Source organism: Streptomyces sp. NPDC093984 (genome assembly GCF_044764595.1).
Classification (GTDB): Bacteria; Actinomycetota; Actinomycetes; order Streptomycetales; family Streptomycetaceae; genus Streptomyces; species Streptomyces cynarae.
Genome location: NZ_JBIWIM010000033.1, coordinates 1 through 25,766 on the forward strand (window position 1 = coordinate 1; position 25,766 = coordinate 25,766).

Here is a 25,766-nt window from a genome sequence, read left to right on the forward strand (position 1 = left end):
ATGTTCAGACGAAGGCCGCTTCTGCGTACGGCAGTTACCGGACCGAGTGATCAAGTTCGACGCACCATTCGACGCCGGAGGTTAAAGATCAAGCTCAGACACGGCCACCCTGCGCAACACCCACCACCAGTTCGTCGATTCGGTCTCCTGGGGCGGATACCGCCACCGCTGACTGACGAAGAGGAACGGCCGATTGCCGCTGAGCGCCGCGGTGGGTGCTGAGCGCTGAACGGCGTCAGGGGCGGGGTGACGGCGGTATCGCTGTCACCCCGCCCCCTTCCCTGCGCTGCTGGGCCATGGCGCGTGCTTGGTTGGAAGGTCCCATGCCGCCTCGAAAGTCCGGGGCTGACTAGCAGGCCACTATTGCGGTCAGCGCAATTATTTGCGAGGATCGCAATCATGGATTTGATCGGTGACATCGCAGCCATCCGCACCCCGCTGCCGCAGCCCGGCGACGTCACGCCCGAGGAGTGCTTCGACGACGTCCGTGAACAGGCGGAACATGCCCGTACGGAGGATGCGGCCGACCTTCAGGCCCAGTGCGACGGCCTGGAGGAAGACCCCCTCCTGCTCGCCCTGCGCAACGCCCGCGCCCGCAAGGAGGCCGCCGAAGCGGAGATTCGCCAACTCCTGGCCTATGGAAGGGAGTTCCACGGCCAGCGTCCCTACAGGCTCGAGTCGCTTGCCGAGGCCAGCGGCATGTCCCTCTCCGGGGTCCGCACCGCCTACACCCGCCGCGAGATCGACGCCGTAGCCCGCCAGATCGGCCGGAGCCCCGACAGCCGCCGCGCCCGGCCCCCAGCCCGAGCGGATCGCTCATGACCGACGGGCGTCCCGGCCCGCTCCGGCCAGATCCCCCTCACCGCCGCCCAGCGCCATTGTGGCCGACTGGACCACGGCATTGAGCACCTCGGCATCAGCTGACGAGCCAGCCCCGGCATCACGAGTGCCCAGGGAGTCAGCCGGGGTAGCGGGCGGGTCCGCCCCCGGCGTCACAGTTATGACGGCGTCACCGTTATGCCACCTTCTGTGACATCACAGGTCACGGCCCAGATCGTCAGTACAGCCCATCATCATGTGCTCATGAGGCTTGTGGGGTACATCCGCGTCAGTGCAGAGCGCCAACTCGACGGGTACGGGCTCGACGCCCAGGAGAAGGGCGTGTACCGATTACGCCTTCGTCAGGCCCGGGCGCGGGCGGCGATCCCGTCCGCCTCCGCGCGGCCCGGGGCGTGTGCCGCGAGGCCGGCCACCCACTCGGCCGCACTATCTACCGGGACGAAGGACGCTCCGGGACGCTGGAGAGTGCTGACCGCCCCGGCCTGGCCGATGCACTGACCGAGGTCGAGGACGGCACCGCAGACGGCATCATCGCCCGACTCTCGACAGGTTCGCCCGCACTCTCGTTGCCCAGGAGGCCATCCTGGCGCAGATCTGGAAGCATGGGGGACGAGCCTTCACCGCGGACACCGGGGAGGTCTACCCGGATGACCCCGACGATCCGATGCGGACCGCCATGCGCCAAATGATGGGCCTTTTCGCGGAACGGTCGGTGATCGCCGCCCGACTCCGCCACGGACGACGCGAGAAGGCCGCCCAAGGCGGCTACGCCTACGGTGCCCCGCCCTACGGCTGGCGGCCCACCAGAAGGAACTCACTCCGGAAGGGCCCGAGCAAGCAGGCCGAGCCCGCGCCCGCCAGCTTAAAGACCTGGACAGCGCAGGGCGAGGTCGAGGGGCTGGCGCCTTGAGCGCCCAAGTCAGCCCCGCAGTACACGAGTATGTCTCCCATGCCTGACTCCGTGTGGACCATCGTCGTGGCCGCCGTCACGGCCGTGGTGACGACCACTGCGACCGGCCTGATCGTCGCCCCCCGACTGGAAGCTCGCAGGAAACGGCTGGTCGAGGTCCACGCCGCCCGCGACGCCTTCGGCGCGCACATGCTGCAGATCATCTCCGCGTGCGTGCATCTGCAGAACATCCAGCTCCCACCAGCCGACGATCCTGCCTGGACGCCCGTCCTGCGGGAACGGCTCGCTGGCGAGCGGGAACGCTGGTGGCAGCAGATAGACGATGCCACCCGGTGGCTGATCGACAACGTCGCGACGTACGCCGGCAGCTGGCCCGTGCGCACCTGATGGAGATGCCCTTCACCTACGCTGGCCACGCCCGCATGCTGGTGCTCTCGGAGCGCGAGGAGGCCGCCAAGCTGGAGTTGCTGCTGGAGCTAACCGTGCCGATTCAACGCCAGTACTTCGGCTGGCTCTGGTCACGCGCGCGTCACATCGCCGCCGACGACCGAGCATTCGCCGCGACCGTCGCCCGACTCCCCGGCGAGACCACCACGCCGTAGCAGTCGTCCAAGGGCGCCCGCAGTCACAGCAGCTGAGTGCGGGCGCCAGCGTGCGAGCGTACTGTGGGAGCCAGAACGTTGTCGGGCCCTTCCTGGCCAGTGTCACGAAGCTGGCACCCTTGCGTCTGGCCGCTCGGGGATCGCCATGGCGAACCCGGGACAAGATCCCGAAAACTTGCGGCGGTCCCTCAACTCCCGGCTATTTCAGGCTAGTTGAGCTTTGGTGCGGCTGTTTCCGCAGGTCAGCGCGTTGGGTGGCGTGTCGACGAGAGCCATCGGAGTGTGCTTCGATATGTGGCAGTGACGCCCTTTCACCTTCTATTCCGGGGAGCGCGTTTTCTGGCTCCGGCCGGGCCCGAAAGTATGCGGGCCCCGGACGCCTGGACGTACCAGGCACAGGGGAAAGGGGCGGCCCTGTGGGTCGTCGTTGCCGTAGGAAGAACCGCCAACCGGAGAACCCGGTGAAGCGGCAGCAGCATCCGCAGCTGCGGTACCGGTCGCCACGAGTGCGCCGGTGGATCGCAACGTATACGGCGATCGTGATGGCCGTGTACTGGACGCTCAAGCTTGCCGGGATTATCCCCTGGTGGGCGGCCGGCTCCTGGCAATGGTAGCCAGGAGCCGACACACGGTATGACCGCGAGGGGCCCTCATAGCTGGCAGGCGGGGGGCCCTTTCGCATACGCCGTCGCGCGTCACCTGAGGTGAGCACGCACTGCGCGGTGGACCCATCATGCCAATACCGGTCCGTGCCGCACCACCGGGGGAGAGTCAGCGATTGCTGCCTCGTTGAGCAGACCCGGCATGCCCGCGTCCTGCTCGCGCAGCCGGAGAACACGGTCACTTTCATCGCGAAGCCGTTCGGCGTCTCCCATGGGGGCTGCACAAGCGGCCGTCGGCGGGGAGGACGGGTCGCCGGTTCGGCCGATGGTGCCGGTCTGCGGAACACCCCCGCGTCGGCGGGGAGGACGCGCCGAGCGCCATGACGGCCTCGTCCATGTCCGGAACACCCCCACGTCGGCGGGAGGACCGGCAGCCCGCCAGCCGCTGGCTGTGGGACCACGGAGCACCCTCGGGTCGGCGGGGAGGACGGCTGGCTGATCAACGAGGGCAAGGCGATCCTCGGCACACCCCCGCGTCGGCGGGGAGGACGCCGGTGCCGTCCCCGCCTCCCGTGCCCACGCCGGCACACCCCCGCGTCGAGGGGGGAGGACCTCGATGTCCGAGACGACCCCGCGTCGGCGGGGACCACACGGACCGGCGAACCGTGCCCCACGTCGCCCTCGGAGCATCCCCGCGTCGGCGGGGACGACATGGGCTTCGACTACGCGGCCAACGAGGTTATCGGAACACCCCCGCGTCGGCGGGGAGGACGCCCGCGTCGAGCACCTGGCCGTCGAGTTCGCCGGAGCACCCCACGTCGGCGGGGAGGACCCGCTGCAGTGCTCGCGCTCGGCGACGTGCGCCGGAACACCCCCGTGCCGGCGGGGAGGACCCGCATGTCGCCCTGCACGATGACGCGCGAGCCCGGAATACCCCCGCGGACGTGGGGGTTTCCATCCCATAGACGGAGCGGTGGGGTGGTTGGCTGGCGCGGAGGCCTGGCTACTTTCTGCCCACTGATGCTCCTATTGATCGTCAAGCGCTGTGGGTGGGGTGAGCGCCGTATCGTGGCCGGGTGCGGTACTTGGCGGAGTCGTTCATTCTTGGGGCCTTGCGGCGGGGCCGTTCAGTCGAGCAGTTCCTTGGGCCGTGCGGCTCGGCAGAGCGGCCTGGAGTGCGCTATGTCGAGGTTCGTGCGACGAGGGGACCCTTTGAGGTCTATCTCCACACGGTCGAAGATGTCGGCAGCGAGAGCTTCCTGGACCTGGGTGAGTTCCCGCCATTCGATCGTGAGGATGAGTCCGGCGAGTTCGGCCAGCTCCTGGGCGCGGCTGAGGACCCGCTGGCCGCGTTGGTCGTTGCCGAACAGCGCACTGGAGCCGTGCGGGGCCGGTGGGTCAACGAGAACGTTGTCCAAGACGAGTACGGCGACTTCGTTCGCGCCGGTCGGCCCTCTGGTGTCCGAGCCGACGGTCGGCCGTGACCGAATGTGGGGAACCGGCAGAACTCGCTGAACTGCGCAATCGTGGTTCGCGTTGTGGCTAGTTCCCGTGCTGGGATATGCGGGTTCCCGATGGACTTCCGTCCGTCGCCGTCGTCAGTCCGGGTCGTTGAGTGCGCAGGTGAGGGGACTCGACGATCTGTGGTCAGGTAGATGATGTTGCGCCCGGGTTACGAGCCGTCGATGTGGTCGAACAGCGCCAGGGCCTCGGCGGTGCGGCGATGGCCCGGGCCGAAGGCAGCCAGACAGGCGTAGTGGGCGGTCGCGGCCAGGGTGCGAGCCTCGGTACTGCGGCCCAGTCCCAGCAGGGCGGTGGCCAGAGCCAGCTCGACGGCGCCAGTCTCCGGGCGGCACTCCTGCTCGGGCAGGCTGCGGCGCAGCTCGTCGGCGTGCTCCGCCTCGGCGAGAGCCTCCTCATGGCGGCCCTGGCCATTGAGACTGCGGGCCAGGCCAAGCCGCAGGACCAAGGCGAACCGGCCCGGTAGGCGATGGGCGGCAAGGGCCTCGCGGGCGAGCGCCTCGGCCTCCTGGTGGCGGCCCTGCCCGTTGAGAGCGTAGATCAGTCCGTTCCGGGCGGCCGCCGCTAGTATCCGCATCTGCAGCACTCTGCCGCGAGTCGCGACAGAGGCGAGGGCCACGCACTCCGCTTCGCATTCGGCGTGCCGGCCGAGCGCGGTCAGCGTCTGGGCGCGGTCCAAGCGCAGTTTCAGGGTCCGCCATTCTTTGGCGCCGAAGAGCCTTCCGAAGACCGGCAGCAGTTCGTCGTACGTGGCGAGCGCCTCGCCGTAGCGGCCCTGGGCGCCCATCGCCATCGCGGCAATGCTCAGAGCCTGCGGTGCGTCCTCGCGCGGGAAGGACCGGGCCGAGGCGACGGCGCCGGCCACAGCTTCCGCCTCCGCATAGCGCCCGGCCTCATACAGGGCCAGAGCCTGATCCAAGGTCGGTCTCGTCATCGGCCTGTCGTCATTTCGGCCACGCGACCGGAAGAGCTTCATGCCCGGAGCATACGAAGCCGCGCACACGCGTCCGAGAACGGGTTGGCTTCGTAGGCGGTAGCTGGCTCCGCGTCACTGTCGGGTGGGCCGAACCCGCACGGCACCAGCGTCAAGCAAGACGGTGAACCACACCCGAGGGCTGGAGTGGCCAACCGCACGACATCGTGGCCAAGTAGCGTGCTCACCCACAACGCGAGCCGACCGCCCGGCCCTCTGACGCAACCAGCATTCCGTCACCTAACGAGCCGCATTTCGTCGGTTCGGCACAAGAGCACCGGCGGCACCGGCAAGGGCGGCGCCCTGTGAGCCACCGGCACCACAACGTCGTGGTGACCACGTTCTGACCAAGGTGGCACCCGGCACGGGGCCGCGGGCAACCCCGGCCCCGTCCACGTTCACAAGCGCCCGCATCGAGTTCCGTGCCAGATAGAGGGGAAACCCGGGTCAGGGCCAGCTATGGACTTCTGGGCCATCGCGCCTCGCAGCGTCGGTTCCTGCGCGTGCGTGGCGTGAGACCTCGGCTTTCGCCACCCCGTCCTCAAGACGACGTAGTCCGGACGTGTTCATCATGCACGGCACGCCGGTCGACGGTCTGAACGGTGCGCCGGGCGGCGAGGCCTATTGTGGGCCGGTGCGGGTGAGGCTGCCCAGCATCGGCACCGATGGCCTACGGTCCCTCGCTGGTGTCACCCGGTCTTGCCAGCGGCGGCCACCCCGACAGCGACCAACAACACGAACGCCCCGAACGCCAGGACGCTCCAGCCCACGACAAGATAGGCAGTGCGGGCTGCCGCGAGGCGCGGTCCGGCGAACAGGCGGCCGACGCGAGGCTCGTCCTCCATCCTCTTCCACCGCCGGGCCATGACGAGGAAGCAGCAGCCCACGAGAACGATGAACGCACCCATTGCGGCGAGACCACCCGCAGGTGGAGAGTCCTGTGCTTGAGCCGCGAGGTTGGCCGCCAGAGAGCCGTGCATAGATTTCACTCCTGGTTCGATGTGATGAGCTGAGGAATCAGACGCTGCGATCTCCCTGCACGTCAAGTACGCTGCAGGCGGCCCGCTGCCGCCAGGCGCCAGCCAGTGGATGCAGGCCGGGCCTACGCCCAGTGGCCACCTTTCATGCAGCCGCAGGGCAGCGCCGCTGTCGATGCAGGATTCAAACGCTGACGTTGTACTCACCTGATGACTAGACATTGAGCGGCGAAGCGTGCCAGTCATCTCTAGCCCAGGGAAACGGTCATGAAGGCCCGGCCGCCCGCAAGCGGATGGTGCGGGCCACGTCCTCGGGCGGACAACTACGTGTGGCAGTACCCGCCCGCCTGCCGGTGGTGGGTGGCAGGGCCGTCGAATAGCGTCTGGGGTGATGTCCGGCGAGGCGCCGGGAGTCGAACGTAGTCGATCGCCGTTGTTTCGCCCGCCGTGCAGTTGGTGGTTGGCCGCGTCCCCGCCTCGGCCTGTGCGCCAGCGCAAGGCGGGGACGTGGAACAGGACTACGAGAGGGAGTTGTATTCGTTCCAGCCCGAGCCTGTGTGGGTGCGCGGCGCGAAGAGGGGACTGGATCCTCCGGTCCCGGTGTAGAGCCAGAGCACGCCGTTGTGGTCGCGGGCGAGGAGATCGGGGTGGCCGTCGTCGGTGAGGTCGCGGACTCCGACCAGCGCGGTGTAGGTGTTCCAGCCGGAGCCGAGCCGGATGCGTTGGTTGTACAGCGGGCTGGTGTTCCCGGTGCCGGTGTAGAGCCACAGGACGCCGGAGGAGTCGCGCGCCAGCAGGTCGGGGTGGCCGTCTCCGGTGACGTCGCCTACCCCGACGAGCATGGTGTAGGTGTTCCAGCCCGAGCCGATGCGGACGCGCGGCTTGAACGCGGGAGCGGCGTTGCCGGTTCCCTGGTAGAGCCACAGGACGCCGGAGCTGTCGCGGGCCAGGAGGTCGGGGTGGCCGTCTCCGGTGACGTCGTCGGCGCCGACGAGCATGGTGTAGGTGTTCCAGCCCGAGCCGAGCCGCACGCGGGGCTTGAGCGGGGAGGCCTCGTTGCCTGAGCCCGGGTAGAGCCAAAGCACCCCGGAGGTGTCGCGGGCGACGAGGACGCCGGTGCCGTCGCCGCGCTGCCCGGCGAGGCTGGTGATGGCGTTGTACTGGCCCCAGCCGGTGCCGATCTTGTCCCTCCCGCCGAAGAGCGAGGAGGGCTGGCCGGTGCCGTGGTAGCGCCACAGGGTGCCGCTGCTGTCCCGGCCGAGCAGGTCCCACACCAGGCTGTCCGGCGGCCAGCCGCCGCTGATCTGGAAGGACTGGGGTGCGGTGGCGAGCACGGCTCCGTCGGCGTTGCGCATCGTCAGTGTTCCGGCGAGAGTGCCGGCGTGCAGCCAGTAGTAGGGGTTGAGGGTGAGGTCGAGTGGGACGTGGGCGGTGCCGCTGGTCGGGAAGACGGTGGCTGCCTGGGGGTAGGACAGTGTCAGTGAGCCGTCGGCGTTCTGCGTCCACGTGCACGCGGTGGCGGGATTGCCGTCGGCGGAGCAGGTGGCGTGGAGGTTGGCGGCGACCTGGGCGGCGGTGTATCCACCGGCGGCGAGCTGGGCGGCTGAGAAGGTCAGCGTGGTGCGCGTCTCGGCGGGCGGTGCGAGCATGGGCAGCTTGACGTCGAGTGGGTAGTCGGCCGGTGCGCCTTGCATGAGCGGGTAGGGGTTGGAGCCCACTTCGGTGGCGCCCCGCAGATCGGGTTTGTTGGCCACGATCGTGGAGGAGCCGGTCACATAGAGAGTGTGACCGCTGGCGCCGTCGATCAGTTCGCCCTGCACGAACACCACGCCGGCGGGGTAGGCGGCGGAGACGTGCAGGGTGATGTCGCCTGCTTGGAGCGGGGCGCCAGGGACACCGTTGTGGTCGCTGTCGGCCCGGTCCACGTCCACGTACGTGGCGGTAGTGCTGCCGGGCACGGGGGTGGTCGGCAGCACGGTGCCGTTCGGGTCGGTGACGGCCAGCCCGGTTGTGCCGCTGGGGAAGTAGAGCCGGATGAAGGTGTCGGTGGCAGGCGGGTCGTTGACCGTCACCGCGAGGTCGCCCGCAGCGCCGGCGATGTCGATGCTCCGCGGGGGGCTGATGGCCAGTGAGGGACCGGCGTCTGCGACGGCGGGTCCGGTGGTGAGACCGGCGGCGATCGCTATGGCACTGACGAGGGCGGCGCGCATGCGTCGCTGGCTAGACACGAAGCTTCTCCTGAAATCTCTGGGAAGAGCGGGTGATGCTGGCGTTGAGAAGGCGCCCGGTGTGGGGCCGGGGCGATGACCTGCCTGGTCGGCCCCAACACCGGGCGTAGCGGTTACAGGCCTGTGGAGCGGAGTACGGGGGAGGCGAAGCCGCCGTCGCCGCTGGCGTCGGCCGTCAGCGTGAACAGAGCCGGGGCTTGAGCGGCGTAATCGTAGTAGAAGCCCAGGTCGGCTTTGCCGTCTGCGTTGAAGTCGCCCGCGACTAGGTATTGGCTGTTGGGTCCCCAGTCGGTATTGGACCAGACGTTGCTGGGAGCGGCCCCTGCTTGCCCGTTGAGCGTGAAGATGGCGACGTCGTAACTATTGTTGGCGGTGTAGTTGTAGAAGAGTGCGATGTCGGTTTTGCCGTCGCCGTTGAAGTCGCCGGCCGTCATCCACTTGGTGTTGGGTCCCCAGTTCGTGCTTGACCAGATGGACGTGGGTGAACCGAGGCCGCCGTCACCGTTGCTGTCGGCGGTCATGGTGAAGAGCGCTACGTGGCCGTTGATGTCTGCGTATTCGTAGAAGAGTGCGATGTCGGTTTTGCCGTCGCCGTTGAAGTCGCCGGCCGTCATCATTTGGGTGCCGGGGCCGAAATTGGTGTTGTCCCAGACCGTGGTCGGGCTGGGGGCGAACCCGCCGTCGCCGTTGGAATCTGCCTTCAGCGTCAGTACCGCGACGTGGCCGCTGTAATCCGAGTAGTGGTAGAAGAGTGCGATGTCGGTTTTGCCGTCGCCGTTGAAGTCGCCGGCCGTCATCATCTGGGTGCCGGGGCCGAAATTGGTGCTGTCCCAGACAGTGGCCGGGGGTGCGAACCTGCCGTCCCCGGAGGCGTCGGCGGTGAGGGTCTGGATCTTGACGTGACCGCCGTTGTTGTCGGTGTAGTTGTAGAAGAGTGCGATGTCTGTTTTTTTGTCGCCGTTGAAGTCACCGGTTGCTGCGTAGATGTGACTGGTGTTGGCGCCAGCCGAAGGCCCGTCCCATGCGAGGTAGGACTGCCCGAACCCGCCGTCGCCGTTGGCGTCGGAAGGCTCGACCTCGAGGGCGAGGTGCCCACTGCCGTAGTCGTAGAGGTGGGCGACGTCGCTTCTGCCGTGCTGGTGGAAGTCTCCGGCCAGCTGTGCAATCACATTGCCGTGGTTGAACGCGGTGGTGGTTGTTGCGTCCAGGGCCTGGATCCCGGAAGCCTTCGCTTTTGCGTCGGACGTGGCGGCAAGCGCTGTCATCGAGCTGCAGGGAATGAACGTCATCTCACCAGTGCTGGCGGCAACTCCCCACAGTTCGGGGCAGCCACCGGGGCCGTTGTCTCCTGCGCTCGCCAGCATGCTGTAGTCGCTGGTGGAGAAGCCGCTGGTGGAAAATGTTGCTTTGCTGCTCTGAGGGGAGCCGGCCGGGATGTTGGGGTCGTTAGTGGTCCACAGGTCAAGTTCGCCAGTGCTGTTGTCGCGGGACCACAATGCAGGAAGACCGTTTACAACTCCGGCGTCGATGATCGTCTTATTTTCCCAGCCGCTCGGCGAAATGACTGTGAATGGATTGTATGTAGCTTCGGCAGTGGTCGATGGATAGTAGCCAAGGGCGTCGCCTTGGATCGCCCAAAGGTCCGGACTGATGCCATAGCTGTTCGGGTTCAGCAAGGCTCCGAGGTAGTTTCCGTTGGAGTCGAGGCTGAGTGCTCCGGCCGCGACGAGTTGCTGATCTTGAAACCAGTCTTGCTGCGGAGTGGATGTTCCGTCGGAGCTGACGATGTTGACGTTCAGCGGCGGCAAATCCTGATTAGCAGGCGGGAGAGTGGAGTTGTCACCGCTGTCACCTGTGCCTGGATAGACGGTTACCGCACCGTTGGAAGTTCGCACCAACAGATCTTGGGTTCCATCCTTGGTGTTGAATACACCATGAGTGATCAAAACGCCATTCCAGTCGGAAGGCTGGCCGCTGCCGTTCACGGTTCCCTTTTCCCCGATTTGCATGGGCGCGGCAAGGGTGCCGTTCGGGTTGTTATTGGAGTCGGCGTTTCCTTCGTATAGCCACAGCCCGGGATTGCTTGAGGTGCCAACACTCACGATGTCCGGCACACCGTCGCCGTTGAAGTCACCGTCTACCGATACTGTCGGCGTACCGTATTGGGTCCACACGTCCAGTTCTGCGGCGGTGCCGGAGATGTTTCCGGCCGAGTCGATCGAGCGAACGTAGAGGACGTTCAAGCCGGTGGACGGTGGAGTAAGCGTGACTTGTGTCGGCGTGCTGCCGCCAGCGGCCGGGACCGTCAAGGGCGGATTGACAGTAGGCGGCTCGAATCCCCAGGAGTAGGCGTACTTGGCGACGTCGGTGCTGCCGTTGGGGTCAAAGGTGAAGTCTCCGGTGCCCCCCGCAGTTCGTGCCGGGTTGTTGGTGGTTGGTTGCCGGTCCGTGGTCGGAAAAACCGATGAAGAGAGTACGGGTTGGTTGGGGGCGGTGACGTCCACGGTGAAATGGCAGGTGGTTGTCGCGGAATTGTCGATTCCGTCGTTGGCGTAGACGCTCCACGTGTACTGACCCGACGTGAGTTGGCTGCCAATGTTCCAGGACAGTACTCCGCCGCTGGTGGTCGTTTGCGTGGGTGTGGCGGCGGCGATCTGGGACCCGTTGTAGTGGGAGTAGGTGAAATGTGCGGTGAGTGTCTGCCCGGGATCGGAGTCGGTGAGCTTGGCCTTCAGCGTGATGGCGGTGTGGCCGATGGTGGAGAAGGGCGCCGCGGCCGAGCATGTGGTACCGGGGTCGGTGTAGGCGCTCGCCACCTGGGGAGCCGCGTTGAACAGCACGACCAGGGTGGGTGCGTAGGTGCCGCTGACGAAGAACCGCTTGAAGTAGTTGCTCCCGCTGGTGCTTTCGTCTCCGGTGAGCGCGAATGTGAGCGTACCGCCGCGCTTGGCGCCGGTGACGGCGGACTTCACATTGAATCCGACACTGGGGTTGCTGCTGCTGGTGACCGGGCCCACTGAGTGGGTGTCCAAGGCGGAGCCGAAGCTGGGCTTGTTGTTCCAGTCGGATCCGCTGCCGATCGTTGAGCTCGCCAGGTGTGCGCTCACATTGGCGCTGAGTGAGCTGGATGAGGTTGCGGATTCTGTGGCTTTGAGGGTGGCGGAGGATATGTCGGTGTTGTAGATCGTGCTCGAGAGGGTGAATTGGAGGTAGGTCTCTTCGATGCCGATGCAGCCGCTCCACCCGTTGTAGCCGACACCGTCACCGGTGGGTTCGTAGGTGGTGTTGTTGTATGAGTTCGCTGAGGAAGGGCAGCCCTGCTGGGCCTCGAAGTATCCGGGCTTCGTACCGGTCCACGTATCCCAGTTCGGGTCTATGTACAGGGGATAGTGGGTGGACTTGCTGGTGAGCATGGCCCGGTCGGGCGTCAGGGCGATGGAGTGCCTTCCCACCACCCGGGCGGCGATGCGAGCGCGATGCGCTCCCGCGCCAACCGCCACAGGAGAGGACCCGGCAAGAGACTTCGTACGCGGTTCTGCCGGCGCAGGAGTGCCCTGTGTGGTGGAGGAGTCCCACATGATTGGGGTGGGGGCGAAGAACACCGGCTGCCCGTGATTGTCGCGGGCGGTCAGGTTGCCGGCCTTGTCAGCGCTCAGGGAAAGCCCGGGGGCGCTGGTGGCGAGGTTGAGCTTGGACAAGGAAGGGTTGGCGGCAGCCTGGGCGGTCTTGACGACGAGGACCTCGCGGAAGCCGCCTTGCTGGTCGGCTGTCACCTTGAGGTCGACACCCGCCATGACGTTCGCGTAGGTCAGGGTGTCCCCGCTCGGTGACGGCTTCGGCAGCGCGGTGGGCCAGGAGACGGAGAATGTGTGTCCGTCGCTGACGATGGTGGCGAGTGGGGTGTGTCCTCCGCCCGACAGGTAGAGGTCGGTCGCGACCGCAGCCGGGCTGTAGGTTCCGTTCGCGTTGGCATGAAGCGTCGTGTCGATGGGGATCCAGCGTCCCTGCCGGTACACCCTTACGGGCGCTGCGCTCTCGGTGAGAATGAGGCCGCCCTTGGGATTCGCAGCGATTTGCTGGGTTGCTGTGGTGAGTGCCGTTATGACGACCGGTTTGCCGGTCGCCTTCGCTCGGCGCTCTGCCGTGATGGTCGACGATGTCGACGACGTGCCACTGGTACGCGCCGCAGGATGAGAGTTCGGGGATGCGGCCGAGGACGGCTGGTCGGGATGAACGGGTGGCGCAGTGGTGGCGGCGTGGGCGGGCGCTGCCAGGCCGACGGCTGCCAAGGCTGTAAGGGCAACCAGAGCGATGGCGTCTCGAAGCCGATGGCCCGTCGGTTGAGGTGGTGCGGTCACGACTCTCCATTCGACGTCAGGAGGAGTACGGCCGCACGTAGCCGCCTGACGGACCGTGGAGGTCTGCCGCGAGTATCCGCATCGTGATACCGCGCCCTTCCCTAGACAGCCAGTTGGGCCCTTGGCGCAGCCAAGCCAGTGCGCGCTGGCTTCCGATCGGTTGGCAGGCAAGCACTCGGACGCGCCAAGTTGGTGCGGACGCCTGTCCCCCCATCTCAGATGCATGCGTGTGTGCACGGTAAGGGTGATGAAACGGTTCCTCCACCATCGAGGAGAGTCGGAAGCGCCCGCCATTTGACGGTAAGTGACGGTTTGCCAGCCATCGCATGGTTGGATCTTGACGGCTTATTGGCCTTTTCATGGCGCTGGTGAACATAGTGCGAACGTTTTGGCGTGAATTTGAAGCGTTAGAGACCTTTTTTGGCGTGCAATGTGTAAATAAAAAGTAAGGATGCTTGGTGTGGTCATGGTGAGCCCTCTATGTTCTGCCGGACTTCTGTGATCTTCGAAGGGGTGGGGTGGGGCAGTGGGTGTCTGGAGTGGTCGCGGGCCCGTGGGTCGCCGGATACGCAAGTACCTGCCACCAATTCGGCGGCTGACTGCACAGGCTGCCGGGCTCGCCGTGATCGCGTCGGCCGTCGCTGCACCTGCTCAGGCCGCGACGACGGGGGCGCCACCTGCCCCGCATACCTCCGCGGTGGCCTCGGTTCCCGTCCACCGCGTGCCCAGGCATGTCATAGCCCTGCATGATCAGACGTCAAAAAACCGGTGGCGGCCGACCTCTACCGTGTGGCCCGTGGCCGGAACGGGCGTTGCCACGCTGGGCGCCCCAGGAGGCAAGACCTCGTATGCGGCGTCCACACCAACGGCTGTGCGCGCGGGAAGCCTGCCGGTCACGGTAGCTCCCACCGTGCCGGCGTCCGCGTCCTCGAAGAGAAGGATGAGCCGCGCGTCGAAGACGACGGGACAGGTCGCCGTCCATGTTCTAGACCACGCTGCGGCAGCACGGACGGGCGTCGACGGCGTGCTCATGACTGTCACGCCACGTGCCGTCACGGGCAATGGCATGGTCTCGCTGTCTCTCAACTACGCCAAGTTCAAGAACGCTTATGGCGGGGACTGGTCCTCACGCCTGCGGCTGGTCCAATTGCCTGCGTGCGCGCTGACCACACCCTCCCGGGCAGCGTGCCGCGTGCAAAGGCCGCTGCAGGGCGCCAACAACCCGCGGTCGAACACCGTCACCAGCACCGTCCACCTGGCCTCCCGCGGGCCGGCATCTGCCCCCAGCACGACAACCGCCAGTCCCTTGGCCGCCTCGACGACTCAAGGCACGATGGTTCTCGCCGCGACCTCCAGCACCTCCGGCGGTACCGGCGACTACTCGGCCACCCCCCTGCATCCTTCCGGCTCCTGGACGGCCGGCGGTTCCAGCGGCGACTTCACCTACTCCTACCCGATCCCGGCCCCTCCCTCGGCGGGCGGCCTGGTTCCGAAGCTGTCACTCAACTACGACTCCCAGTCGGTCGATGGCGAGACCGCCGCCACCGGTAACCAGGCCTCCTGGATCGGGGACGGCTGGAGCATGTCCCCAGGCTCGGTCACGCGCGCCTACGTCCCCTGCGCCGACGACCCGGCCGGAACCGCACCCAAGGTGCAGGACGAGTGCTGGCTGGGCCAGGTCCTGCACGTCACCTTCGGCTCCCAATCGGCCGACATCGTCCGCGACGCCTCCACATCGACCGGGTGGCGGCTGTCCAACGACGAGAACGAGAAGGTCGAGCTCCTCACCGGCGGCAACAACGGCACCTACGACGGCGACTACTGGAAGATCACCACCACCGACGGCACGCAGTACTTCTTCGGCCTCAACCGCCTCCCGGGCTGGGCGACGGGCAACACCACCACGAACTCGGCCTGGACCGTCCCCGTCTACGGCGCCCACAGCGGTGACCCGTGCTACAACGCCACCTTCTCGCAGGCCTCCTGCCTGCAGGCGTGGACCTGGAACCTCGACTACGTCAAGGCCGCCAACGGCAACGCCGAGGCCTACTACTACAAGACGGAGACCAACTACTACGGCGCCAACAACGGCACCACCGGCGTCGCATACACCCGCGGTGGCTACCTCGACCACGTCGACTACGGCTTCACCGACGGGCACGCCTACAGCGCGAGCGCGCCGCAACGCATCCAGTTCACGCCTGGTGACCGGTGCGTGGCGACCAGTTGCGATCCGATCTCCTCCAACACCGCCAACTGGCCAGACACCCCCTACGACCTCAACTGCGCTCAGGGCGCCTCGTGCAGCATTCACGGCCCGTCGTTCTGGACGGAAGAGCGCCTGACCAAGATCACCACGGAGATCTATCAGAGCTCCGCCTACTCGCCGGTCGACACCTACACACTCAGCCAGTCCTTCCCCAGCCCCGGGGACGGCACCACCCCCGCGCTCTGGCTTAACTCGATCACACACACCGGCAACGAGGGCGGCTCCATCCAGCTGCCCGCGCTCACCTTCACGGGCGAGAAGCTGATCAACCGCGTCAACACCGGTGACGGCTACCCGGACATGGTCCACTACCGGATCTCCGGAATCACCACCGAGACCGGTGACCAGATCTCCGTCGCCTACTCCTCGCCGTCCTGCACGCCGGCATCCGACCCGTCCACCAACACCGGCTTGTGCTATCCGGTGTACTGGGCGCTGCCCGGCCAGTCCACCCCAACGCTGGACTGGTTCAACAAGTTCGTCGTCGCATCGGTCACCGACAACGACAGCACCGGCGGGTCCCCAGGCACGGTCACCTCCTACAAATACCTGGGCAATCCAGCGTGGCACCACGACGACAACGAGGTCGTCAAGGCCAAGTACCGCACCTGGGGCCAGTGGCGCGGCTACCCAGAAGTGCAGACCATGACCGGGTCGACCACCGACGGGCAGACCCGCACCAACACCCGGTTCTTCCAGGGCATGGACGGCGACACCCTGCCCGGCGGCAACACCCGCAGCGTCAGCGTGACGCTTTCCTCTGACGTCACCGTCCCCGGCGCCCAGACCTCCACACCCGACAAAGACCAACTCGCCGGCCGACCCCGCGAGGAGATCACCTACAACGGCCTGAGCGGCGCCGTGGTGAGCGCCACCGTCAACGACTACTGGGTCAGCGCCCCGACCGCCACCCGCACCCGCAGCGGCATGCCCGACCTGACCTCCAACATCGTCCGCCCCACCAACACCTACACCACCACCGCGATCACCTCCATCAGCCCGAAGACCTGGCGGTCAACAGAAGTCGACCAAGGCTACGACCCCACCACCGGCCTCCTGCTGTACACCGACGACCACGGCGACATCTCCAAGCCCGCCCAGGAGACCTGCACCTCCCTGACGTACGCACCGGCCAACACCACGGCCAACATCCGCGGCCTGGTCGCCGAGAACGAAACCGACCAGGGAGCCTGCGCCACGGGCAACAGCCAGTCCACCGACGGCCTGGGCTACCCCACCTCGGTCAACCGGCCCACCGACGTCATCTCCGACGTCCGCACCTTCTACGACACCAACCCCACCAGTTGGCCCGTCACCGTCCCGCCGTTCCCCCAGAGCACCCCGCCGACCGTCGGCAAGCCCTCCATCGTGGAGAAGGCCAGCGACTACAGCAACGGCGCCTTCACCTACCAGATCGCCGCCGCCTCCGCCTTCGACAGCTACGGCCGCGTCACCGACGCCTGGGACGGCCTCGGAAACAAAGCCCACACCGACTACACCACCACGGCCGGCCTGACCACCAAGGTGACTGCCACCGACCAGCTCGGCCACGCCACCACCACGACCCTCGACCCGACACGCGCCCTGCCCACCGCGGTGATCGACCCCAACGGCGCCGAGACCGACACCACCTACGACGCCCTCGGCCGGATAACCGCCGTCTGGCTGCCCAACCGCTCCAAGTCCTCCCAAACCGCCAGCTACACCTACACCTACAACGTCTCCGCCGCGGCCCCCACCACCGTGACCACCAACACGCTGCTGGACAACGGCACCTACAGCGCCTCCATCGACCTGTACGACGCCCTGCTGCGCGAACGACAGACCCAGACACCCACGCCCAAGGGCGGCCGGCTGCTCACAGACAACTTCTACGACAGCCACGGCTGGCTCACCAAGGTCAACCACGCCTACTGGGACGGCAACAACACCCCCAGCACCACCCTGTACACGGCCACCACCGACAACCTGGTGCCCAGCCAAGACGTCATCACCTTCGACGGCGACGGCCGCCCCACACTGGACGTCTCCAAACACCTGAACAACACCGTCAGCCAAACCCAGACGATCTACGGCGGCGACCGCACCACCGTCATCCCCCCGACCGGCGGAAAGATCAACACCACGGTCACCGACGCACGCGGACGCACCACCGAGGTCGACAACTACACCACGGCGCCCACCGTGAACGGCGACCAAGTCACCGGCGGCACCTTCGTCAAATCCCTCACCAGCTACGACGCCTCCGGCAGCCACGGCCAGATCTCGGCACTCACCTCCCCCAGCGGAGCGCAGCGCACCTTCAGCTACAACCTGCTGGGGCAGAAGACCCGGCAGGACGACCCCGACACCGGCACCACCCACTACACCTACGACGCCAACGGGCACCTGCAGTCCACCACGGACGCCAAGAACGCCACCCTCTCCTACACCTACGACGCTCTCGGCCGCCCGACCGCCGTCTACAACGGCACCAGCACCAGCGCCCCGCTCTCCGCGTCCTGGACCTACGACGACCCCTCGGTCCCCAACAGCATCGGCCGGAAGACCTCCGCCAGCAGCTACGACAACAGCGGCAACCTGATCAGCACCACCGCAACCACCGGCTTCACGAAAACAGGCAAGCCCACCGGCACCAAGATCACCATTCCGACCAGCGTCACCGGGCTCGCGGGAACCTACACCTACACCTACACCTACTCCTCCAACACCGAACTTCCCGCCACCATCAACTATCCGGCGGCCGGCAGCCTGCCCGCGGAGACCGTCAACACCGGCTACAACGTCTACGACCTGCCCAACTCCGTTGGCGGGCTGAACACCTACACCGCCTCCACCAGCTACGACGCCTACTCCCGCGTCCTCAGCACGACCCTCGGCCTGCGAGCCACCTCGGCCATCCTCGGCTACAGCTACGACGACCACACCGGCAACGTCACCGAGGTCAACACCCAGCGCTACACCGCCCCGGCCACCGTCGACGACACCAAGTACACCTACGACCTGACCGGCAACATCACCAGATCCGTCGACAGCCAGAACAACGGGACCACCGTCGACACCCAGTGCTACCAATACGACGGCCTCGACCGGCTCGCGCAAGCCTGGACCGCCACCGACCAGTGCGCCGCCCCGCCCACAACCAGCGGTTCCACCCCCAACGTCGGCGGCCCGAACCCGTACTGGACCAACTGGACCTTCACCGACGACGGCAACCGCAAGACTCAAGTCCAACACGCCGTCGGCGGCGCAGCCGGCGACACGACCACCAACTACAACTACGGGCAGTCCGCCGACCGCACCAAGCAGCCCGACACGCTGACCAGCACCACAACCACCCTGCCCGACGGTACCCAGACCGGCGCCGCCTACAGCTACGACGCGGACGGCAACACCCAGACCCGCACCATCACCACGTCCGGTACCGACACTTTCACCTGGGACAACAACGGCAAACTCACCTCCCTCAAGTCCACCGGACAAACCAACCCGAGCCAGTACCAGTACGACGCCGACGGCAATCTGCTCATCCAAACCGACCCCACCGGCAAGAAGACCCTCTACCTGCCGCACCAGGACGTCACCTACGACCCCAGCACCAGCAGCGTCAACGGCACCCGCTACATCCCCCTCCCCGGCGGAACCACCTGCGTCCGCTACGGCTCAGGCACCAGCTACAGCTTCCAGACCAGCAACTACCAGGGCACCAGCTCCCTCGCCCTCAACAACACCGCCCAGACTCCCACCTTCCGCTCCTTCGACGCCTACGGAAACCCCCGCGGCACCCAACCCACCACCTGGTACGGAAACAAGGGCTTCGTCGGCGGCACCAAAGACCCCACCACCAACCTCACCAACCTCGGCGCCCGAGAATACGACCCCACCATCGGACGCTTCATCAGCGCCGACCCCTACCTTGAAGCCAACGACCCAAACCAGATCGGCGGCTACGCCTACGCCGGCGACAATCCAGTCACCCATAGCGACCCATCGGGCCTGTGCGCCGACGTGGACTGCCCGACGCGCAACTGCCCGTATTGCCTCAACCGCACACCCACCGACACGGACCCCAACTCGCCAGCGCTGCACGACTACCCGGGCTCGGGTAGCACACCCAACAACACGTCCGGCACCAACGGCGGCAGCGATGGCAGCGACCCCAGCGGAGGCGGTGGCGGAGGCGGCGGAAATGGCGGAGGCGGCGGCAACGGCGGTGGCGGTCACGACGACTGCGGCTGGAACCCCCTCTGCTACGGCAAAGAGGTCGGCGGCTACCTCTGGGCCCACAAGGCACAGATTGCGGGAGGCGCCGTAGCGGTTATCGCAGGCGGACTGTGCTATGCGGCCTCCGGCGCCACCGCAGAAGAAGGCGTCGGCATAGCCCTCGCCACCCAATGCGGGGCCTTCGCAGGAGCCGCCGGCAGCTTCATTGAAAACGCAGTGAACCCGCACGGCGACCACTCGGCAGCCGGAACCGCCAGCGCCATCGTAGGCGGCGCTATCGTCGGCGGCGCTACCGGCGGACTTGCCGAGGGGGCCGGGCAATTCCTGATCTCCCGCTTCGACGACGGAACCCTGGCCAGCTCCCTCGGAAAGCTGTTGAGCGGTTCCCGTGGATGTAATTCCTTCACGGCCACGACCGCCGTTGAGATGGCCGATGGCACCGAGAGGGCGATCAGCGAGGTCACTACTGGTCAAACCGTTGTCGCCACTGACCCGCTCACCGGGAAGACGAAGCCGGAGAAGGTCACCGCCACCATCATCACTAAGGGCGACACCGACTTCACTGACCTGACCGTCCACACGGCCCACGGCGACAGCAAGATCACCTCGACTCAGCACCACCCATACTGGGACATCACACGGCACCGCTGGGTCAACGCCGGTGACCTACACACCGGGGACCAGCTACGGAACGTGCACGGCGGCACCGTAACCGTTGCCAGGGTCCGCAACTACACCACCCACCTCCCGACGTACAACCTCACGGTCAACGAACTCCACACGTACTATGTGCTGGCGGGCTCCACTCCGGTCCTTGTTCATAATGTAAATGAAGGAGATCTCTGCAATTTGACTCTCGGGCCCAGCCTGAGGGCGCAGACAGCGGAGGGAGTTACTGCTGAGCGCGGAGATACCGTTCTTGCGCACGAACAGAGGATGATCAACGAATTCGGTGATCGGAATGGCTGTGCTGCCTGTGGCGCCACAGTATCTGGTTACAAGGATGGGCACTGGACGGGTGATCACAACCCACCAAATAAACTCGCTCCCAATGGCCCATGGACTCTGTATCCGCACTGCAAGGCGTGTTCTAAGCAGCAGGGTGGCATCGTGCGAACGCTGCTCAAGGAGTACTATGACTTCCCGGTGTGGAAACCGAGTGAGTAGGGGATCCAATGATGCTCTTCGCCGCGTGTACGACGAGATTCGCGCACGGTCTGGTTGTTGCTGCTGCACCCGGGAGCGTCGACACGCACGCAGGCTGGGACTCTGGGGCTGAAATAGTTCACGGTGGTGTGGACTCCTTGTTTATCTCGGTCCAGCAAGCCGCCAGTGGCCCGGTGTCAGTCCAATGCGTGCAGGGCCCTTACCAACCGAGTGGGAAAGTTCTTGTGTACTCAGGGAACCTCACCCTTCCTAAGGCGTCCCTTGAAATTTCGGATCCAAATGAATCGGTGAGGTTGCTGATTCCTGTTCCGAATGTAGAGAACCGTGTCGAAGTCTATGGAGACGGCACCGATGAACCGGATGATGTAGTGATCGTTCTCACGGGCGATGAGTCGTGGTGATCCACGTGCTCTAGCCCGGGAAGGGGTGGTCTTGTAGGCCGGGCGTCACGATATTGTTCCGTCGCTCTGTGACGCTTCTCACTTGCGTAGCGGAGAAATCGATCCCTTCCGGATTCGCAAGAAGCTCCGTTGGATTTCGTTCCGGCGGGGCTTCTGCGGTGTCCGTCGGCACCCTCCTTGATCCACCCAGCCACCGCCTCGTCGTCCCGCTCCATCGCGCGCCGGGCCGGGACCTGGCAGGACCAACCATTACGCACCAGCAGTTTCCGAACGCCCTGGATCGTGTAGGTCAGGTGGAAGCGCCGTCCGATCACCGTCTTGACACGGCCCAGGGTCCAGCGTTGGTCTTCCCAGCCGTGCGCGGCCGGTCCCTTGGCCAGCTCCGCCTCCAGCTGCGCGAACTGCTTCTCGCTCAGCCGCGGGAGCGACGCCGGCCCTTGCGACCGCAGAACCAGCGGACCGCCCTCCTCCCACGCTCGCCGCCATCGCTGCACCGAGCGGACGCTGACCCGCAAGTCTTTGGCGATCGCCGAGCTCGCCTCGCCCCGGGCGAACCTCTCTGCGGCCTTGAGCCGTAACTCCTCGCGAAGCTACTGCCGTTCGACGGTCAGCCCGCCCCCTTGTGGATACCGCATGCCCCGGTGAGACCGCACGGGCGACGACCCGTCATCCGCTACGACACCACGAGTTCAACCTCAGTAACCCGCCCAGTCGAGTCCGAGGTCGGCGAGCGCCTAGAGCCTGTCGGCGGTGAGCTTCACAGATACCCTTACCGAGCATGACCACCAAAAATTCCCATGGTGACAGTCCCGGACAGAACCAGCCACCCGTCAAAGAGGCGGGCCCCGGCCCTCGCACCTTCTCCGAAATCACTACTGCGGATGAGCACGTGGTCGAGGACATCGCCGCGGCCATCGTGACACCGACCGCCATTGCAGCCGGCATCAAGTACGGCCTGCAATCGGTGAACAACCTGGTGACCCAGCGGGCAGAAACTCAGCGGGAGCAGATCCGCCAGGACGGCGAGACCGCGCGCGCCATCATCGCGGCGCAGATGCCGCAGGCGAGCCCGCCGGAGTCGGCACAGGCGAGCCCGCCGGAGTCACCGCAGCAGTGACCCGCACGCTCCCCCCGTTGGGTGCGGTCTCATGCATGTCCGGGCCGCCGCCCTCTGGCTCCCGGATAGTTGCCTTACCCGGAGTCAGAACCGCGCGAGTGCCGCCCGTGGAAACCGTGCCCACCACCGTCCAGACCGACGCCGAGACCACCGTGGAGACCGCCGGCTCCGCCGTCGTCCCGGCGAGCCGGACGGGCGGGCTGTCCCCGGAGGCCCGCGCCGCGGTCGAGGAGGGCATCCCCGCCGAGACCCGCCGCGGATACGCCGGCGACTGGGCCCGGTTCACCGCCTGGTGCGCGAGAGAAGGCCGCCAGGCCCTGCCCGCGACCGGCGACACCCTCACCGAGTACATGACCCACCTGAAGCGCGAGGACAAGAGCCCGGCCACCATGGACCGGGCGCTGGCCTCCATCGCCGTCGCGCACGCCGCGTCCTCAAGGGCCACGAGACCGAGCGCAAGAAGAGCAAGGACCCGCACCGCCGGTCCCGCCGGGCGGCCGCCGCCACCCCGCCCGTGCTCCGCAAGATGGTCGCCGCCACCGACACCGCCACTGCGATCGGCCGCCGGGACGTCGCCGCCCTGCTGCTCGGCTTCGCCCTGGCCGCCCGCCGCTCCGAACTGCGGCTGCTGGACTGGGCCGACATCGAAGAGGTTGAGGAGGGCCTGGCCGTCGAGATCTGGCGCCCGAAGGTCAACCACACCGGCCCGCTCGGGGTGCCGTACGGCTCCAACCCCGCCACCGGTCCCGTCCGCGCCCTCCGGGCCTGGCGCCAGTGCCTGCTCGACCACGGCCGTCTTCGCCCTGGCCACCGCGACCCTCACCCTCGGCCTGGGCACCCTTAACGAACCCGCTCGCCGCACGGTCGCATACTCCCTGCTCGCCGGAGCAGCCGCGCTCGCCGTCGACGTCTACCCGTACTGAGCTCGCCAGCGACCGCCTCGCCCGTCTGCACTGTGATGTAGCGCGAGGCCGGTTCGCCGCAGACAACGGACAGACACAAACCCTGTCCATAACTTGGGTTCTCCCGCCCACCCGGGCGGCAGAGCCGGGTCAGACACCGGGGTGGCGAGCATCGGTTCCGGCAGCGTCCACGTCACAGCCCCATGCCTTCCACCCGGCCTGTCCGTCCGCAAACCGAGCGGCGCGTGCATACCTGACCAGGGGCCCGCCCATGAGCGCGACCACGGCTGGTGAGCGGGACGCAGTCGCCCGCGCGGCACACGCACCCGGGCGGGGTTCCCTACACGACCGGTACCCCGGACTGGCGGCTGTGGTCCCGGTCCGGACGGCTCAGCAAGCCGTGGTGACGGCGACCCGGCTGGCGCAGTACCTGAACTGAGGGCGAGCGGATCGGGCCGGGACGGAAACTCGCGGCGCCCCGGGTCGTGCGGTTTTTCTGTGGCCGGGTCGGTCTGCAGGTCGGACAGGGAGATGATGCCCAGTTCGACGGTCGTCTCCGGTAGGCGGACAGGGGTTGAGATGGAGTGGCCCGGCCGGCGTGGTCGCGGACCGGGCCGCTGTTCAGGGGCAGGGGGCCGGGTGGTCAGAAGGAGTAGGGCCCGAACCGGCCCCACATGATGACCGCGGCGACGATGAGCAGGATCGCGTTGAACCCGATGGCCTGCGGCTCCTTGCGGCGGGCGTGGAGGCCCATGGCCAGGACCATGATCACAGCCAGGCCGGTGGCGGCCAGCGGGGTGAGCACCGTGGCGATGTCGAAAGCGCCCGGCAGGCTCAGCCCGAGGCCGCCCGCGAGTTCGGCGACGCCGATCAGACGCACCACGGGTGTCGAGACGTCACTGACCCACGGCAGCTGGGATATGAGCTTTTCGCGGGGCTGGGTGGACTTGGTGACGCCGGCGGCCACGAACAGCGCGGCGAGGACGCCCTGCAGGATCCACAGGAGCACGTTCATCGGAGCAGAGACCTTCTTCTTCGGTCGCGCCGCGGTGGGGATTGCCGCGGCGGATGAGGATGGAGCGGATCAGGATTCAACGAGGGAAAGCCGGGAGGCGTCAGGCGGTGAAGACGCGCTCGGCTTCGTCGCGCTGGGTGTGCAGGTCCCAGTAGAGAGGGGCGATGTCCTCGGCCTCGGCGGTCGGGATTTCGGGAGGGCCGCCCGCGCCGATCCACACGCCGATGGCGACGTGCGCGGCCTGGATACCGGTGCTGGCCAGCTCCTTGTGCAGGTTGAGCACCCAGTTGCGCAGCGCCGCCTGAGCGGGGTTGACGTTTCCGAGCATCGGGATGGGATCGACCGAGCCGGCGCCGTTGGTGAAGAGCAGGGTGCCCGCGCCGGCCTCACGCATCGCGGGCAGGACGGCCTGGGTGGCGGTGATGGCGCTGTAGAGCAGGAAGTCGATCCATCCCTGCACATCGGAGGGGCTGGTCTGGGACGGGGAGGTGAGGTTCACGGAGGCGATGCTCGGAGCGGGGGAGTGTTCCAGGACGTCGATGCCGCCGAACCGGCTGGCGGCGTCCTTGAGGGCCTGGGTCAGCGCGCCGTGGTCGCGCACGTCGGCCGGGAACGCGGCGGCGGTGATGCCCTCGGCGGTGAGCTGGGCGACGAGGTCGTCGAGCTTGGCGCGGTTGCGGGCGATGAGGGCGACGTCGTAGCCGCGGGAGCCGAAGGTGCGGGCAATGGCGAGGCCCATGCCGGGGCCGGCTCCGACGATGGCGATGCTGGGCACGTTTAAGTCCTTTCAAGTAAGTGGGCCGGGCGTCCCACTTTCACTGGTGCCCACCGTACAGCAGAACCGGGCCGCCCGTTCCACTTGGGTAGAGTGGGGGTATGACCTCGCCACTTTCCGACCGGACGCCGCGCCCGCAGGCAGGCGCGGGACTGCGTGCCGACGCCGAACGCAACCGCTGCCGCATCCTGGCCGCTGCCCGTCACCTCTTCGCCACCGAAGGGCTCGGCGTTTCCATGGCCTCCGTCGCCCGTGAGGCCGGCGTCGGCAAGGCCACGCTCTCCCGGCGCTTCGCCACCCGGGAGGAACTCGTCAACGCGGTCTTCGCCGACCGTATGGACGCCTACGTCGACGCCGTTGCCGCGGCGCTCGCCGACCCCGACCCCTGGCACGGCTTCACCGGCTACCTCCACGCCGTCTGTGCCATGCAAGCCGCCGACCGAGGCTTCGCCGATGTCCTGACCATGACCTTCCCCGCCGCCAAGGCGCTGGAAGCCCGCCGCGCAGAGGCGTACAACCGGCTGCTCGAACTCATCGCCCGCGCCAAGGACACCGGGCACCTGCGCGAGGACTTCACTCACCAGGACGTCGTCATCCTGCTCATCGCCAACGCCGGAGTCGTCACCGCCACGGGCGACGCCGCCCCCGACACCTGGCGCCGCCTCGTCGGCCACATGATCCGCTCTTACGCCGCGCCCGGCGCACCAATCCCCCCGCTGCCCGAAGCCCCGAGGCCCACCGCCCTCTACCGCGCCATGGTCCGCCTCTCACAAACCGGGCCGGGCACCGCCTAGTAGGACTCCGTTAGGTCTGTGTGTCGACCTTGTTCTGGGGCACGGTGAGTATGTGGATGCACATGAAGTGAACCGTGTTCGGGCGACGTTG

Annotated in this window: 15 protein-coding genes and 1 pseudogene; 8 read left to right on the plus strand and 8 right to left on the minus strand. The window is 67.0% G+C overall.

The window, feature by feature from the left end:
• Nucleotides 1-399: 399 nt before the first annotated feature.
• The 4 genes and pseudogenes from ACIRC0_RS38715 (at nt 400) to ACIRC0_RS38730 (ending at nt 2,352) form a co-directional block, all read left to right on the plus strand.
• On the plus strand, nt 400-822 hold the full coding sequence (locus ACIRC0_RS38715) for a hypothetical protein (protein WP_403626521.1): 423 nt from the start codon (nt 400-402) through the stop codon (nt 820-822).
• 568 nt (nt 823-1,390) lie between these two features.
• Nucleotides 1,391-1,750: pseudogene (locus tag ACIRC0_RS38720) on the plus strand (recombinase family protein); the annotation flags it as partial.
• Nucleotides 1,751-1,789: 39 nt separating this feature from the next.
• Nucleotides 1,790-2,137 carry a hypothetical protein gene (locus ACIRC0_RS38725; RefSeq protein WP_403626524.1) on the plus strand — a complete coding sequence of 116 codons (348 nt, stop codon included), beginning with the start codon at nt 1,790-1,792 and terminating at the stop codon, nt 2,135-2,137.
• A 5-nt stretch (nt 2,138-2,142) separates the two neighbouring features.
• Entirely contained in the window at nt 2,143-2,352 is a 210-nt protein-coding gene (locus ACIRC0_RS38730; protein WP_403626527.1) for a hypothetical protein, read from the plus strand.
• A gap of 1,729 nt (nt 2,353-4,081) precedes the next feature.
• On the opposite strand, the gene ACIRC0_RS38735 is transcribed toward ACIRC0_RS38730, so the two are convergent.
• From ACIRC0_RS38735 to ACIRC0_RS38755, 5 genes are all read right to left on the minus strand, one after another.
• Nucleotides 4,082-4,372 (minus strand): hypothetical protein, encoded by a 291-nt coding sequence (locus tag ACIRC0_RS38735; RefSeq protein ID WP_403626530.1) that lies wholly within the window; start codon nt 4,370-4,372, stop codon nt 4,082-4,084.
• Between the two features lie 254 nt (nt 4,373-4,626).
• Nucleotides 4,627-5,409, minus strand: coding sequence for a tetratricopeptide repeat protein (locus ACIRC0_RS38740; RefSeq protein ID WP_403626533.1), 783 nt, complete (start codon nt 5,407-5,409; stop codon nt 4,627-4,629).
• A gap of 728 nt (nt 5,410-6,137) precedes the next feature.
• The gene (locus ACIRC0_RS38745; RefSeq protein ID WP_403626535.1) at nt 6,138-6,428 is read right to left on the minus strand and encodes a hypothetical protein; all 291 of its coding nucleotides are present in this window, start codon (nt 6,426-6,428) and stop codon (nt 6,138-6,140) included.
• A 515-nt stretch (nt 6,429-6,943) separates the two neighbouring features.
• Nucleotides 6,944-8,653: an FG-GAP repeat domain-containing protein gene (locus tag ACIRC0_RS38750; RefSeq protein WP_403626538.1), complete on the minus strand. Its 1,710-nt coding sequence runs from the start codon at nt 8,651-8,653 to the stop codon at nt 6,944-6,946.
• 113 nt (nt 8,654-8,766) lie between these two features.
• Complete coding sequence (locus tag ACIRC0_RS38755; RefSeq protein WP_403626541.1) at nt 8,767-13,011, minus strand: FG-GAP-like repeat-containing protein; 4,245 nt, start codon at nt 13,009-13,011, stop codon at nt 8,767-8,769.
• Between the two features lie 1,030 nt (nt 13,012-14,041).
• Between ACIRC0_RS38755 and ACIRC0_RS38760 the strand changes: the two genes are divergently transcribed.
• Nucleotides 14,042-20,671, plus strand: coding sequence for a polymorphic toxin-type HINT domain-containing protein (locus tag ACIRC0_RS38760; RefSeq protein ID WP_403626544.1), 6,630 nt, complete (start codon nt 14,042-14,044; stop codon nt 20,669-20,671).
• Between the two features lie 334 nt (nt 20,672-21,005).
• Here the strand turns inward: ACIRC0_RS38760 and ACIRC0_RS38765 are convergent, their stop codons facing one another.
• Nucleotides 21,006-21,599: a winged helix-turn-helix domain-containing protein gene (locus tag ACIRC0_RS38765; protein WP_403626561.1), complete on the minus strand. Its 594-nt coding sequence runs from the start codon at nt 21,597-21,599 to the stop codon at nt 21,006-21,008.
• 251 nt (nt 21,600-21,850) lie between these two features.
• Between ACIRC0_RS38765 and ACIRC0_RS38770 the strand changes: the two genes are divergently transcribed.
• Nucleotides 21,851-22,189 (plus strand): hypothetical protein, encoded by a 339-nt coding sequence (locus tag ACIRC0_RS38770; protein ID WP_403626547.1) that lies wholly within the window; start codon nt 21,851-21,853, stop codon nt 22,187-22,189.
• 514 nt (nt 22,190-22,703) lie between these two features.
• Nucleotides 22,704-23,033 carry a hypothetical protein gene (locus tag ACIRC0_RS38775; protein ID WP_403626550.1) on the plus strand — a complete coding sequence of 110 codons (330 nt, stop codon included), beginning with the start codon at nt 22,704-22,706 and terminating at the stop codon, nt 23,031-23,033.
• 701 nt (nt 23,034-23,734) lie between these two features.
• Here the strand turns inward: ACIRC0_RS38775 and ACIRC0_RS38780 are convergent.
• Together ACIRC0_RS38780 and ACIRC0_RS38785 are read right to left on the minus strand one after the other, a co-directional pair.
• Nucleotides 23,735-24,106, minus strand: a complete 372-nt coding sequence (locus ACIRC0_RS38780) for a DoxX family protein (RefSeq protein WP_403626552.1) — start codon at nt 24,104-24,106, stop codon at nt 23,735-23,737.
• Between the two features lie 100 nt (nt 24,107-24,206).
• A complete protein-coding gene (locus ACIRC0_RS38785) occupies nt 24,207-24,881 on the minus strand; it encodes an SDR family NAD(P)-dependent oxidoreductase (RefSeq protein ID WP_403626555.1) in 675 nt (224 codons plus the stop codon).
• 101 nt (nt 24,882-24,982) lie between these two features.
• Between ACIRC0_RS38785 and ACIRC0_RS38790 the strand changes: the two genes are divergently transcribed.
• Entirely contained in the window at nt 24,983-25,675 is a 693-nt protein-coding gene (locus ACIRC0_RS38790) for a TetR/AcrR family transcriptional regulator (RefSeq protein ID WP_403626558.1), read from the plus strand.
• The last annotated feature ends 91 nt before the right edge of the window (nt 25,676-25,766 follow it).

Coding starts and splice junctions, on each gene's coding strand:
- ACIRC0_RS38715 (WP_403626521.1), top strand. CDS start 400: ATGGATTTGATCGGTGACATCGCAGCCATCCGCACCCCGCTGCCGCAG.
- ACIRC0_RS38725 (WP_403626524.1), top strand. CDS start 1,790: ATGCCTGACTCCGTGTGGACCATCGTCGTGGCCGCCGTCACGGCCGTG.
- ACIRC0_RS38730 (WP_403626527.1), top strand. CDS start 2,143: ATGCCCTTCACCTACGCTGGCCACGCCCGCATGCTGGTGCTCTCGGAG.
- ACIRC0_RS38740 (WP_403626533.1), bottom strand. CDS start 5,409: ATGACGAGACCGACCTTGGATCAGGCTCTGGCCCTGTATGAGGCCGGG.
- ACIRC0_RS38745 (WP_403626535.1), bottom strand. CDS start 6,428: ATGCACGGCTCTCTGGCGGCCAACCTCGCGGCTCAAGCACAGGACTCT.
- ACIRC0_RS38760 (WP_403626544.1), top strand. CDS start 14,042: ATGACTGTCACGCCACGTGCCGTCACGGGCAATGGCATGGTCTCGCTG.
- ACIRC0_RS38770 (WP_403626547.1), top strand. CDS start 21,851: ATGACCACCAAAAATTCCCATGGTGACAGTCCCGGACAGAACCAGCCA.
- ACIRC0_RS38780 (WP_403626552.1), bottom strand. CDS start 24,106: ATGAACGTGCTCCTGTGGATCCTGCAGGGCGTCCTCGCCGCGCTGTTC.
- ACIRC0_RS38790 (WP_403626558.1), top strand. CDS start 24,983: ATGACCTCGCCACTTTCCGACCGGACGCCGCGCCCGCAGGCAGGCGCG.